This window comes from Paenibacillus glucanolyticus, from assembly GCF_037333485.1.
GTDB classification, from domain to species: Bacteria; Bacillota; Bacilli; order Paenibacillales; family Paenibacillaceae; genus Paenibacillus_AQ; species Paenibacillus_AQ glucanolyticus.
In genome coordinates, this window is sequence record NZ_CP147845.1 from 1,326,559 (window position 1) to 1,339,790 (window position 13,232).

At 48.5% G+C, this 13,232-nt stretch carries 16 protein-coding genes and 1 tRNA gene; all 17 read left to right on the forward strand.

The window, feature by feature from the left end; translation table 11 throughout:
- The 17 genes from WDY75_RS06435 (at position 1) to WDY75_RS06515 (ending at position 13,231) form a co-directional block, all read left to right on the forward strand.
- Positions 1 to 705 (forward strand): sigma-70 family RNA polymerase sigma factor, encoded by a 705-nt coding sequence (locus tag WDY75_RS06435; protein WP_338841966.1) that lies wholly within the window; start codon positions 1 to 3, stop codon positions 703 to 705.
- Positions 706 to 716: 11 nt separating this feature from the next.
- Complete coding sequence (locus tag WDY75_RS06440; RefSeq protein ID WP_338841968.1) at positions 717 to 842, forward strand: hypothetical protein; 126 nt, start codon at positions 717 to 719, stop codon at positions 840 to 842.
- A 5-nt stretch (positions 843 to 847) separates the two neighbouring features.
- Positions 848 to 1,000: a hypothetical protein gene (locus WDY75_RS06445; protein ID WP_338841969.1), complete on the forward strand. Its 153-nt coding sequence runs from the start codon at positions 848 to 850 to the stop codon at positions 998 to 1,000.
- A gap of 4 nt (positions 1,001 to 1,004) precedes the next feature.
- Positions 1,005 to 1,169, forward strand: a complete 165-nt coding sequence (locus WDY75_RS06450; protein ID WP_338841970.1) for a DUF6877 family protein — start codon at positions 1,005 to 1,007, stop codon at positions 1,167 to 1,169.
- 22 nt (positions 1,170 to 1,191) lie between these two features.
- On the forward strand, positions 1,192 to 1,524 hold the full coding sequence (locus WDY75_RS06455; RefSeq protein ID WP_338841971.1) for a hypothetical protein: 333 nt from the start codon (positions 1,192 to 1,194) through the stop codon (positions 1,522 to 1,524).
- Positions 1,521 to 1,973, forward strand: a complete 453-nt coding sequence (locus WDY75_RS06460; RefSeq protein ID WP_338841972.1) for a hypothetical protein — start codon at positions 1,521 to 1,523, stop codon at positions 1,971 to 1,973. The genes WDY75_RS06455 and WDY75_RS06460 overlap by 4 nt, the downstream gene beginning before the upstream one ends.
- 9 nt (positions 1,974 to 1,982) lie before the next feature.
- Positions 1,983 to 4,331, forward strand: a complete 2,349-nt coding sequence (locus WDY75_RS06465; RefSeq protein ID WP_338841973.1) for a virulence-associated E family protein — start codon at positions 1,983 to 1,985, stop codon at positions 4,329 to 4,331.
- A gap of 266 nt (positions 4,332 to 4,597) precedes the next feature.
- Positions 4,598 to 4,879, forward strand: coding sequence for a VRR-NUC domain-containing protein (locus WDY75_RS06470; protein WP_338841974.1), 282 nt, complete (start codon positions 4,598 to 4,600; stop codon positions 4,877 to 4,879).
- The gene (locus WDY75_RS06475; RefSeq protein ID WP_338841975.1) at positions 4,876 to 6,252 is read left to right on the forward strand and encodes a DEAD/DEAH box helicase; all 1,377 of its coding nucleotides are present in this window, start codon (positions 4,876 to 4,878) and stop codon (positions 6,250 to 6,252) included. Before WDY75_RS06470 ends, WDY75_RS06475 begins: the two co-directional genes overlap by 4 nt.
- Positions 6,249 to 6,857, forward strand: a complete 609-nt coding sequence (locus WDY75_RS06480) for a hypothetical protein (protein WP_063479156.1) — start codon at positions 6,249 to 6,251, stop codon at positions 6,855 to 6,857. Before WDY75_RS06475 ends, WDY75_RS06480 begins: the two co-directional genes overlap by 4 nt.
- 143 nt (positions 6,858 to 7,000) lie before the next feature.
- Positions 7,001 to 7,073: transfer RNA gene (locus WDY75_RS06485), tRNA-Pro, on the forward strand.
- 124 nt (positions 7,074 to 7,197) lie between these two features.
- Positions 7,198 to 8,109 (forward strand): hypothetical protein, encoded by a 912-nt coding sequence (locus WDY75_RS06490; RefSeq protein ID WP_063479157.1) that lies wholly within the window; start codon positions 7,198 to 7,200, stop codon positions 8,107 to 8,109.
- Between the two features lie 22 nt (positions 8,110 to 8,131).
- Positions 8,132 to 8,557, forward strand: a complete 426-nt coding sequence (locus WDY75_RS06495) for a hypothetical protein (protein WP_063479158.1) — start codon at positions 8,132 to 8,134, stop codon at positions 8,555 to 8,557.
- A 48-nt stretch (positions 8,558 to 8,605) separates the two neighbouring features.
- Positions 8,606 to 9,298: a terminase small subunit gene (locus WDY75_RS06500; RefSeq protein ID WP_338841976.1), complete on the forward strand. Its 693-nt coding sequence runs from the start codon at positions 8,606 to 8,608 to the stop codon at positions 9,296 to 9,298.
- Positions 9,291 to 10,736 (forward strand): terminase large subunit domain-containing protein, encoded by a 1,446-nt coding sequence (locus tag WDY75_RS06505; RefSeq protein WP_338841977.1) that lies wholly within the window; start codon positions 9,291 to 9,293, stop codon positions 10,734 to 10,736. The genes WDY75_RS06500 and WDY75_RS06505 overlap by 8 nt, the downstream gene beginning before the upstream one ends.
- Before the next feature lie 225 nt (positions 10,737 to 10,961).
- Positions 10,962 to 11,210, forward strand: coding sequence for a hypothetical protein (locus WDY75_RS06510; RefSeq protein WP_338841978.1), 249 nt, complete (start codon positions 10,962 to 10,964; stop codon positions 11,208 to 11,210).
- Positions 11,207 to 13,231: a hypothetical protein gene (locus WDY75_RS06515; protein WP_338841979.1), complete on the forward strand. Its 2,025-nt coding sequence runs from the start codon at positions 11,207 to 11,209 to the stop codon at positions 13,229 to 13,231. Before WDY75_RS06510 ends, WDY75_RS06515 begins: the two co-directional genes overlap by 4 nt.
- Position 13,232: the final 1 nt, after the last annotated feature.

Here is a 13,232-nt window from a genome sequence, read left to right on the forward strand (position 1 = left end):
ATGGAACATGCTCTCACTAATGAAGATATTGAAAAACATAATGGTATGGTTCACAGGTTGGCTGGGAGATATCATAGGCAAGTCCTAGACCCCGCTATTGATTATGAAGATCTTGTTGCAGAAGCCCAAATTGGCCTCTTGAAAGCTTATGAGAGGTTTGATCCAAAGAAAGGCTATGCTTTCTCAACTTTCGCATTTGCTACTGTAGCAGGATATCTACAAAATTTTCTAGCTCGGCGGGGGACTCGGATTAGATTTCCAGCCCATGCCGTTACATTAGCTAACAAAATATATCGCGAAGGTTTAGAGATAGAACCCTTGGAGAAAATTGCAAAATTGCTTGGGAAGCCCGTTTCTTACGTTCAGACAGCAATGGAGTATCTGGCATCATTAAATATTTATGAAATTGATAGACCCCAAACTAACTATATGTCAGGTACGGAGGGTGAAAAATCAAACTCTCATTTCCTAGTAATATCTGAGGATGATAATTCATTGGTATTTGTTGATGAATTCCTTAGCACCATCAAACCTCGTGATCGTGAAGTAGTGGAGCTAGTAATGAAAGGATTTAACTATCGGCAGATTGGAAACATGGCAGGCGTAAGCCATCAGGCAATCTGGAACAGAATGAAGAAAATTAAAGATTATTACATCAAGTTTGATCAAGGGCAGACCATAAGAAAGAAAGGCAGCCTGGTATAGGTGATTGGTGAGTGATCATGCATAACCAGGATCCGTATTTTCAAGATATCCCTTGGGATTTGATATATGACGATAACGGTGAGCTGATCGGTGAGGTCTATGTGACCTTGCCGGATCCGCCACCTTCAAGGAGGTAAGCTTTATGAAATGGGAAGCTTTTGAGTGTGACGACTGTAAACAGCGGTTTGCGCTTGAGCAGAAACCTGACGATGAGATTGAAGAACCTTTATGCCCAGGATGTGGCGGTTATTATTGCGGGCCAGTAGAAGTGGAAATCTGGGAGAAAAGGGGTTAACTCAATGGAAAATCCGATGGATGAGATCCTGAAAATCTCATATCAGCTGCCTATGGTTGTCCTGGAGGATATTAATAAGCGGATAGGTGACTGGCTGGCGATGGGCGGACTGAGTACGGATCCATATATCGAACAGCAGTTACGTTTTGCAAGACGGTTTGTGAAATAACACTTGGGGAGGAATAAGCAATATGCCAATAATCAAACACAATGGAACAATGCAAATAGAAATGGGCTCAGGAGACGTCAAGGTGTCCCCAGGATTGCTACAACTAGATTACCCTTGCGGTGTCGTGGTGTTTCAGGAGTATGACGAAGCTCGGCCAATCGGGAAATGGGAGCCGAACGACAAGATCATAGCGACTCCAGAAGAATCACCTGTAAGAATGACCTTTGATAAACCGGAATCTATTGACGTCGTTATCTGGGCTCTCCAAGAAGCCAAACGGATGATGGAAGAGGACACTTGGGAATCGTTACTTAATGCTGATCGGAAAGATTATTATCCTGGGGTGCCGAAATGAGGCCTCTTTCAGCAGAAGAAAAGGCGCAAAGCAAAGCAGCTAAACAACGAACCAATAAGGCGCTACAGGCTAGGCGCGGAGAGATCGGGTCAAAGCTTAAAGTTGTTCGTGAGTTATACGGCTTTGGACAATCTGATGCTGAGCATAGAGAGAAGCTACTACATCAGTTTGACATGATCAAGGACGTAAAAGGGGATCCGGTCGTTCTGCAGATGGACGGCGGCTCCATCACGCTAAACTATGAGATGCTTCGCCGGTTCATCCGATCGCTTAAGAAACGGCATTGGAATATGAGCCTGGATACTTCTACAGGATCCTCCGTACTCATCATTACACATCATATCAATTTGTGGGGCAAGGATCGGGGCTATGTTGAGCTCTATGACCTGCCCCCATATCAAAAGGAACTACTGACAGATTTACCTGTGATTGAAATAGAACGTAATTGAGGTGGCATCATGCAGGAACTGGACATTAGCTTCGGCAAGCACCGGGCTGATACGAACTGGAAAACTGAATATTTGACCTGGGATGAGTTCGTGGACCGGCTGCGGAAGGTCCGGCGGACAGCAGAGACGATGGCCCAGTACGACAAGATGAACAATGTCTCCCGCGGTAAGGTGAAGGATGGGCCCGCTTTTGTTGGCGGGCTTGTCCGCACCGGGCGCCGGAAAAAGGAGAATGTCGATAGCCGGAGCTTGATTACTTTGGATGTCGATCGCGGAGACGATGATTTTTTATTTTCTGCCGAGCTTGTGCTGGGTGGGACGGCCTACGTTATCTATTCCACACACAGCCATCGGCCGGAGAAACCGAAATATCGACTGATCATACCAGGGAATCGGAACATGAGCCCCGATGAGTATGCAGCCGTCAGCCGTAAACTGTCGGAGCATATCGGCATGGAGTATTTCGACAAAACCACGTTTGACGTCCACCGGCTTATGTACCTGCCGAGCTGCAGCAAGGACGCGGATCCGGTCTTGGAAGTCTTCGAGGGGGAACTGCTCTCTGTGGATCGGATCCTCGATGAATACGCCGATTGGCAAGATGTCATGGCTTGGCCGCGGCATCCGGAGGATAAATCCCCCGCTCAACTGGCAGCCAAGAGGGCGCAGGATCCTCGGGAGAAGTTCGGGACCATCGGCCTCTTCTGCAGGGCATTCACCATTGAAGAAGGAATAGAAACATTTTTATCTGATGTTTACGAAAAAGGCTCAATGCCAGATCGCTACACATACACAAAGGGCTCTAGCGGTAACGGGCTCGAAGTCTATCCGGATCAGGATCTCGCATTTTCCCATCAGGACAGTGATCCGATCGCAGACGGACGCACTTATAATCTTTTTGACCTTGTACGAGTTCATAAATTCGGCCATCTGGACGAGCGAGTGAAAGATCATACGCCAGATGCGAAGAAGCCGAGTCACCTGGCAATGGAGCAGTGGGCGGCGCAGCGGCCGGAGGTAAAGAAGCTCGTCTTCGCTGAGCGCCAAGCAGATTTCGCTGAAATGGCAGACGAGTTTCCCGGTGACGAGGACGACCCGGATGAAATGGATTGGGAGGATCAACTAGAGATTCATCATAAGACAGGGGAGCCACTGCCGACGGCGGGAAACGTAGAGCTCATGCTGTCGCATGGGCCGTGGAAGAACGTCCTGGCTTATGACGCTTTCGGTAACACCGAAGTTATCCGACGCGCTCTGCCGTGGCGTGAAAAGGAACGTCTTGGTCGGTCCTATGAGCCTTGGCTGGGTGCAGATGATAAACGTCTTCAGCATTGGTTTGCCAAGGTTCACGGTATCAATTCAGCTAAGACCATACAGAACGCCTTTACCGAGGTGGTTCATCGTAATACGTTCCATCCGATCAAGTCCTATGTCGAAAGCGCCGTATGGGACGGACAGCCGCGGGCAGAACGGATTTTTATTGATTACCTGGGGGCATCCGACATTCATTACACCAGGCAGGCGACACGGAAGATGTTGCTGGCTGCCGTTGCAAGGCTCTACCGTCCAGGATGTAAGTTTGACCAGATGTTGGTTCTTGTGGGGCCACAGGGGGCCGGGAAAAGCTCCCTGCTTGCAAAGCTTGGCCGTGAATGGTTCTCTGACTCCTTACGGACATTTGAGAATAAGGAAGCCGGCGAACACCTGCAGAGCGGCTGGATCTTCGAGATCGGCGAACTGTCGGCCATGAAAAAGACTGAGGTTGAAGAGGTCAAGGCGTTTTTATCCAAAACAGAAGACCGGTACCGGGTGGCTTACGATCGCCAGGTTTCTGAGTTCCCGCGGAAATGCGTTTTCTTCGGAACAACGAATACCCGTGATTTTCTTCGGGACGCAACCGGGAATCGTCGTTTTTGGCCTATTGAGATATTCCCGGATCGTGCTGCTTTAAGCCATTGGGAGGAATTAACCGAGGAAGAAGTGAGCCAAATATGGGCTGAGGTATTGAGCTGGTTTAAGGCGGGGGAAACCTTGGAACTCGATCAGGAAGCCCGCATAGAGGCAGAACGGCAGCAAGCATCACATATGGAGAGTGACCCGAGAGAAGGCATTATTCAGGAATGGCTTGATATGCCATTAGAGGATGAGATGGGACGCCCTACCGATGACCTTCGGGATCGAGTGTGTGCAGCCCAAATATGGACCGAATGCCTTGGTAAAAAACGCGGTGATATGCGTACCTGGGAGGCAAAAGAAATAATGGACATCATGCGTAATATTCCGGGGTGGGTTGAACGAAAAGGGAAAGCGAAGGTTCCGGGGTATGGCGTCCAAAGGGTATTTGAGCGGTTGCCGTAGATGGTTGCCGAAGGGTTGCCAAGGTTGCCGTAAACAGTTGCCGGAGTTGCCGAAAGTTGCCGGGAAATTGATTCTTCGGAAACCTCGGAAACCCCAATCGTACCAAGGGTTGAAGGGCTATCGTTGCCAAGGTTGCCGTAAATTCTACTATTTTAATAATAATATTAATTAACCCATATAGAGATACGGAAATATAACTTAAACGCGTAAAAACGCAGTACGTGCGTGTAGGGGGGCAATTTGGCAACCTGATGAAAGGAGCAAATATGAGAGAGTCTACACTGGAACGCCGTTTGGTCCGTGAAGTCAAAAAGATCGGCGGGGAAGCGCCAAAGTGGGTCAGCCCTGGAGAGCGAGGAGTACCGGACCGGATTGTCCTTCTTCCTAACGGTCAAACGATATATATCGAGATGAAAGCACCGGGTAAGCAACTGGAACCCTTACAGGAACGTTGGAAGAGAAAGCTGCTTAGCCTGGGTCACAGACATTATAAAATTGATTCAAACGAGGACATTGACCGGTTTATAGACGAGGTGAGAACCAAATGAAGTTTAAACCACATCAGTATCAGGAGTATGCAACCAAGCGGATCCTGGACACACCCTTCATAGCCTTGCTGCTTGAAATGGGATTAGGCAAAACCGTTAGCACCCTGACCGCTATGGACTTATTGCTGAGCGATTATTTCGAGGCTGGTCGTGTTTTGGTTATTGCACCCTTACGGGTTGCAGATGACACTTGGGCCCGAGAGATTGAGAAGTGGGACCATCTGAGACATCTTCGCATCAGTAAGGTTTTAGGGAGCGCTGCGGTTCGACGCAAAGCCTTGAAAGCAGAGGCGGACATCTACGTGATCAACCGGGAGAATGTGGAGTGGCTTGTCAACGAGTACGGCAGCCAGTGGCCTTTTGATACTGTGGTGATCGATGAGCTTTCCAGCTTCAAAAACCCACAGGCCAAACGCTTCAAGGCCCTTCGCCGGGTCCGGCCAATGATGAAGCGTGTGATCGGCCTGACAGGTACGCCAGCCCCGAACAGTCTTATGGATCTATGGGCGCCGATGTATCTGATCGATCAAGGGGAACGACTAGGTAAGACAATAACCGGTTATCGCGATCGTTATTTCACGCCAGGCAGCCGTAGCGGCCATGTGGTCTACGAATGGAAGGCCAAGCAAGAAGCAGAGGAACGGGTATACGAGGCCATTTCTGACATCGCGGTCAGCATGAAAGCCGAAGATTGGTTGGAGCTGCCTGAACGGATTGATCGGACGATTCAGATCCCTTTAAGCCCGAAAGCACGGGAGATGTACAAGAAACTGGAGAAGGAGCTGCTTCTTCCGTTTATGGATGCGGACGTTGTAGCCAACACTGCGGCTGTCCTGTCGAATAAGCTGCTGCAGATGGCCAGTGGCGCAGTGTACGATGAGGAAAAGGGCGTCAAGTTGATTCATGAGGCTAAGCTGGACGCCCTGGAGGACGTGATCGAGGCGGCCAACGGCAAGCCGGTTATGGTGTTCTACAATTTCAAGCACAGCCTGTCACGGATCCAAGAACGATTCCCACAAGCGAGGATCCTACGGAAAGGTAAAGACGGGAATGAGGATATCCGGGCTTGGAATAATGACGAGATCCCGCTGTTGCTTTTACATCCGAAGTCAGCCGGTCACGGCCTGAACCTCCAAGATTCGAGCTGCAGGACGGTTGTCTGGTTTGATCAGATATGGAGCCTGGAGGAAGACCAGCAGGCTAATGCAAGGGTCCACCGTCAAGGAGTACGTCACAACATCGTAGTTATCCGCCTGGTAGCTGAGGGGACAATGGACGAGGACGCCGTGGCAGCATTGGAGCGCAAGGCCGCCGGACAAGATGCCTTGATGGAAGCCGTTAAAGCCAGAATAGAAAGGATGAAGGCATCATGACAATTGAGCAACAGGTGATAGAGCAACTTTCCCAATATCGTCAGAAGAAAGCCCGCATACAGGCACTATCGACGTATAGCGTTGGTGCCGGAATCACCGTTTCCCGATTGAATGAGGATGACCAACTGCAGGAGCTGCACGGGAGGTTACGCGGGTTGCCGACATACATGTATTTGTCGAAACGAGAACAGGAGCTAGAAACAGTGGCTCACGCCTACATGTCCAGTTACCCAGCTGGGGTTAAAGCCCAGAAGCAAGCTGTCCCAGCCCAAGTGATGGATCCGGAAGACACGGAGCTGCTGCAGGAGCTGCGGAGAAAGGTTCAGAAGGTGATCGCTGCGAGAGGATATGACGTACGGGATGGAATTGAAGCGATTATTGAGCGACTAACTGAGTTGCAGGATCTGCAGGCTGAGGTTGAGCGGATCGATTTTCTTTTAACTACACTTGAAGAGTACCGGCCTAATGATGCGGAGCTGTTAAGATTGATATACGCAGATGGCGTTGAGATCCCAGTTATCGCGGATAAATTACAGCTAACAGAACGGACAATTAGCCGTAGACGAAGAGTCGCAGAAAGCGAGTACATTAATTTGGCACGATAATGTCAGTAAAATGACTTTAAAATGTCGAACGTTTGTTCTTGTTTTCCGTGTCAACCCCTGCTAAAATGATATTGTGCCCTTCATGTAAGGAGACGGTCGGCAATGGACCAAACGAGCCGTTAGGCGGCCGTCTCTTTTTATAACCGGATGTAGTGTAGCTGGGTAGCACGCTTGCCTTGGGCGCAAGTAGTGTGGGTTCAAATCCTGCCGTTCGGATTATTCGTAGCTTTTTCATCTCCCCCTTACTTGCCGTCTCGGATCGAGTCGGCATTTCTTTTGCAGGAAAATGTACCCTTTTTGTAGAATGGTGTCATAAAGACACATTTCAGGAGGGGTCTATTTGCCTACGAAGAGAGTAACATGTACATTTTTTAGTATTTCCGAGCCAAGTAAACTAAAGGGGAAGATAAATGAATTATTAGAAAATCAGTATGCTTTAATTCAATCCAAAAAAGTTCATAATGTTGAGGTTGCTGGAGTATATCTTAGAATCAGCTTTCTGAGAAAGGAATCCGTTAATCAGAACAATTACTGGATAGGAGTTATTGAAAGGTTAGATACAACGTTACAAGGTGAAGCATCTAACTTAGACGGTACAAGAATGGTATATGCCACAGGAGTAGATGAAGGACCAATCGTAAACACGGGATTCGCATATTACCCACTTACCAATACGTTTGTTCTGCACAGGAAAATTGGTGGGGTAAATGATGATAAGTTAGGGATATTTATTCGGAAGTTAATTAGGCAAACTAACATAGTTTCTGAAGGGTTTACACAATTCAAATTGAGCATTCTTCCGGATTTGACCAAAATTAATCGTTTTAAGAATGCAGCTAGAATTAAGCAATTAGAATACTCTTTCAAAATGCCGGAAAACCTGCAATCATTACAGTCTGGAAAGCGATCAATTTTGGGAGATATGTTTTTAGCAAATACCCTTGGCGGGAATACTATGAGAGTAGTGGTACGTGCAGATTCATTAGACGTATCGAAAGTTAACCAAAAGGTTAATGAACTCCTAAAACTAGGTGGAGATTATTTATCGTCACTACGAGCGACTACAGAACATAATGGGATCGAAGAACCGTTAGATCTACTTACTGAGAAGTTTAGTGATTACGAAGATGTAAACTTGAAAAAAGGGAAAAAAGAAACAGTGGACGTAATCATGGATGCTACTAAAACTATTTTCTTAAGGCAAGAGGCATTACTGAAAAAAATGTATTTATCAGACGGATCTGACGAATAAATAAGGAAAGGAGATGGTCTATTTGGTAAAGATAATTCTTAAACTATCTCTATTTCTTGCGCCGTTGATACTGTTATTGACAACCTTTAAGGTTAATTATTCACAATTTATTCAACTGCCCAATATACTAATGGGATCAATTGCACTCAGTTCATCCTCACTAGGTTTTTTTATTGCAGGGGTTTCTATTCTTCAAACTTCTAATTTGAGCAAGTTTTACGATAAGTTGGTGCAATTAGGGACAGACAAGAAAATATTAGGATGGCTAATGACATCTATTTTCTATATGTTTCTTTTATCTGCTACAAGTTTGTTAGCTCTCTTTTTCATAGATGGTACGGGAATTGCAACAACATTACTTTTAAATATATGGCTAGCTCTCTTAATAGCATCAATATTGTCAATGTTTTTCATTATCTTCATTTTTATAATAGTTTTTTTAAAATAGCACCTTAACGGGTGCTATTTTGATTTTCTGAAAAAGGAGCTGACAGCGATGGCATTGACGGCCAAACAGCAACGCTTTGTCGAAGAGTACCTGATTGACCTCAATGCCACGCGAGCATACAAGGCCGCTGGCTATAGCGTAAAGAGCGATAACGCAGCCGGTGTGGAGGGTCATCGGTTACTAAGGAACCCTAAGATTGCCGCTGCTGTAAAAGAGGCCATGGATAAACGGTCTGAACGCACTGAGATTACGGCTGATATGGTCCTGGAACGATGGTGGACGATCGCCAATGCGGATCCGAATGATCTTATCTATCATCGCCGGATTTGCTGCCGATATTGTTTTGGCCGTGACCATGCGTATCAGTGGGTGGATGAGGAAGAGTATCTAAACGCTGTACAGATCGCCCAGGCGATGGAGAAGCCAATTCCCTCGGATGAGGGTGGCTATGGTTTTGATTCGACATTACGTCCGCACCCTAAATGCCCTCGCTGCCATGGTGAAGGCTTTGGAGAGATCCACGCCACGGATACTCGGGATCTAAGCCCACAGGCCCGCATGCTGTATGCCGGCGTTAAGCAGACGCAGTCAGGTTTTGAAATCAAGATGAGGGATCAGGATAAGGCCTTGGAGAATGTGGCGCGGCACCTTGGTATGTTTAACGACAAGATGGAGCTTACAGGTAAAGACGGCGGAGCCCTGCAGGTGATATTCGATAAGGGGATGACGAACGATGAGTAACCGTATTGTAATCCCCTACAAGCCGCAGCCCCGACAGCAGGTCTATCACCAGACAAACGATGTCGATGAGCTGCTTTACGGTGGAGCTGCCGGCGGCGGCAAGTCAGAAGCCACGATATGGGACGCCTTGAAATACGCCCTGCAGTATCCAGGCAGCCGTCAGATTATCTTCCGGAGAACCTTCCCCGATCTGCAGCGTTCCATTATCGCCCGGACGATTGTGGTCTACCCCAAGGAGCTCGGGAAGTACAACCAATCAAAACATGAATGGCTATTCACCAATGGGTCAGTTATCGAATTGGCCTATTTTGATTCTGACATGCACAAAGCCAATTATGCAGGTGCTGAGTATGACGTCATTCGCTGGGAAGAGCTGACGCACTTTGAAGAAGGATGGTATACCTTCATGCTGTCCCGGCTTCGGGGGTCCACGCCGTACCCGAGGTATGTAAAGTCAACGACCAACCCAGGCAGCATAGGACATGCGTGGGTGAAGAAGCGTTTCATCGATATCGGTGAATGGGAAAAGGTACATGAAGTTCAGGAAACAGATGATCAAGGGGATCCGCTGGTTCACCCGGATACCAGGGAGCCGGTTATCTCTCGACGCATCTTCATTCCGGCCAAGGTACAAGATAACCCGGCGCTGCTGGAAGCAGATCCAAACTATATCGTGCGACTCATGCAGCTGCCTGAACAGGAACGAAAGCAACTCCTTGACGGGGATTGGGATACGTTTGCCGGTCAGTACTTCGGTGAGTTTAGCCGGCCTATCCATGTTGTGGAGCCTTTCGACATCCCCCAGGAATGGGAGAAGTTCCGAGCATTGGACGAAGGCTATACGGATCCCTTTGTATGTTTATGGATCGCCTTGGCTCCAGACGGGACAGCGTACCTTTATCGGGAGTTGGCTAAAACGAAGCTGCTTACATCTGAGCAGGTGGAGCTTGTCCGGTTAAATAGTCCGGTCACAGAAGAGTACGAATATAATGTAGCGGATACGAGCTTCTGGAATAAATCCAAAACGGAGCGCATCACACCAGCAGAGATATTCGCACAGAAGAATGTACCCTTGATCCAGGCTAAGAAGGAACGCGTAAACGGTTGGAAACGCATGAGGGAATGGCTGCATGTCTATGATGCGATTGACCATGTGACAGGGAATTCTTACAAAGCTACTAAGCTTAAGATTTTCAGCACGTGCATAAAGGCGATCGAGGCGATACCCGCAATGGTCCACGATGATCGTCATGTGGAGGACGTTGCCGCGCATCCATTGGATCACATACCAGATGCATTGCGATATTGGTGCATGAGCAGGCACACTCCTAGCAAAGCAACTGGAGCCTGGTCAGCTAATCCGGACGAGCTGAAAGACCGCCGTCAGGACTTCGATGACGATGACGACGATATGCCAGAAGTCGAAGGTTTCTGGTAGATTCCATTATGCAGTGTTTATGCAGGACATGTGTACAAAACACAAGATTTTGTGAAATAGTCTGTTACCGCAGACCCTTGATACATAAGGGTTTGTTTGTTTTGTGCTTGAAGGCGTTTATGCATAGCGTATGCAGAAAGCCGAAAAGCCGCATGGTTGAGGGATTTTAGTTTATTCGTACTCCTTACGATATACAGCATTTATACATGAGAGGAAGTGAGCTTTATGGAGACCTGGGCTGTCCTGTTTATAGCGTTAATCGCCTTTGTCCCACCGGTTGTTTTGCTCTTCAAGGAGCTTCAATACAAGAATGACAGGATTAAAGAGCTGACAGATCGGCTGATGTTCAGGGACAGTGAAACCTACCTGGCATATCGAGAACGCATCGAACGCCCTCCAGAACCGGTGCTGCAAGAAGGCCGTAAGCCGATGAGCTGGTATGACGTTCCGGACTTGGAGGATGATGCACAATGAGTTCACTTCTTGATAAGTTCAAGGGCGTCTTCACCGAAGCGACCGCCAAGACTGAAACGGTGGAACCCAACACCCCGGAGCAGCAGCAACTCTACGACATGGTCATGGAGGATTACAACGTATACAAGGCCGCTCGACAGCCTATCGAGAAGTATTGGCAAGAAGAACAGCGGTTTTACATGGGCGATCATTGGTATGGGCTTCGTAGCGAGGCGGCTAGTCGGTTGCGACCCAATGCGGTTGAGAATATCACCTTCTCGCAGATCGAGGCGATTGTCGGTAAGCTTACGGGCTGGATGCCCTATCCGGACTTTGCTCCCGTCGAAGAGTCGGACAAAGAGAAGGCCCGTGATTTAAACGACTATATGCCGAATGAGCTAAGAGCCATCAAGTTTAAATCCAAACATGTCCGGGCGATCCGGCGCATGGTCATTCATGGCCCGCTGATCTATAAGACGGTATTCGATCCGACCGTCGAGGGCGGCCGCGGCATGCACAGATACAAAGGCCGTAACGATATCCTGCCGGTGGATCTCGGCAGCTTCTTCCCGGATCCGCGTATTCGAGATTTCATCTACCTGCAGGATATGGGGGCTATCATCGTCAAGACAACCTGCACTATGGAGTATTTTCAGGAGCGCTGGCCAGAACAAGGGGCAAAGGTTGAGCCGGACAACAATCCGGATGACGATGTATTCTCCAATGATTATGGTGAAGGGGACTACAAGCGGACGTCCGATCAGCGCCAGACAGCCGGTCTTATCGAATACTGGTACCGAGGTCTTCCTAAGATGGTGAGTCGGGAGGATAACGATCTGTTCACGGAGATGGCCGCGGAGAAACTTGCGGAAGGAATTGATCCGGCTGAATACATTGCCAAAGCTGAGGGGCGTATGGACGGCGTGCACTGCATCTATGTCAGCACGTCCGGCGTGTTCCTGGAACATAAAGCCTACATGTATGACCATGGAAATTACCCATTCGTTGCCCGGACATTGTATCCGGACGAAGGCAGCTTATGGGGAAAAGGCTTTATGCGTGACATGATAAAGCCCCAGATCATGAAGAATAAGTATGCGGAGATTGCCGTGGAGACGATGGCAAGGCAGGGGAACGGCGGTGTGATGTACGAAGAAGGGGCGATTACGAAACCCCAGACTTGGCAGGAGCGTCGCAGTCAGCCTGGGGGTATGTTGCCTGTAGCACAGGGTCGATTAAACGATGTCAAAGAGCTGCAAGGGATTAATGTCCCAGGCAGCTTATTTAATTTACTCCAGTACTACGACGACATGTTGCAGAAGATCCCGGGTCAGTTCGACAGTGCCAATGGGGCTGCCAACCCTAACGTCAAATCAGGTGAACAGGCCAAGGCGCTCATGGCTGCCGCAGGAACCCGACTCAATACTGTGTCGGACATGATCCAGGAAGCGCTGGAGGAAGTCTTTGCGCAGTACATTGAGTTGATCGCTCAGTTCTATACGGATGAGCGCATTGCCCGTGTGACAGGTCGGGCCGTGGCTATGAGTCGGGATGCCATCATGTCCCAAGCCGCTTCTGAGTTTGATACAGGCGAAACGGTACTTCCGGTTAAAGAGGAGTATTTACCTGAGTTCGACATTACCGTTCATATCGGAGTCGATAAGCCGCAGGACCGCGAGTATTGGCTCCAGCTTGTGTTCAATCTCATCAATATGGTGGATCCGATAACCAAGCTTCCGATGGCTGACGCGGAGGCTGTTGCCTATGTCATTCAAACCGGCCGTATGGAGCCGATGGATGTCATTCGAGCTCGAATTGAAGAGGCTGCACAGCGTGAGCAACAGATGCAGCAACAAATGCAACAGGCTCAGCAAGCGATGCAGGAAAACCAAGTGCTTCAACAGCAGGTTTCCGAATTGCAAGGCACGATCCAGCAAAACGATCAGCAGAAGCAAGCTTTCGACCAAACAATCCAGCAGCAAAAAATGAATCTTGAAGCCGCAAAGGTCGCCAATGACCTTATGCGTCCTGGCCAGCGGTGAG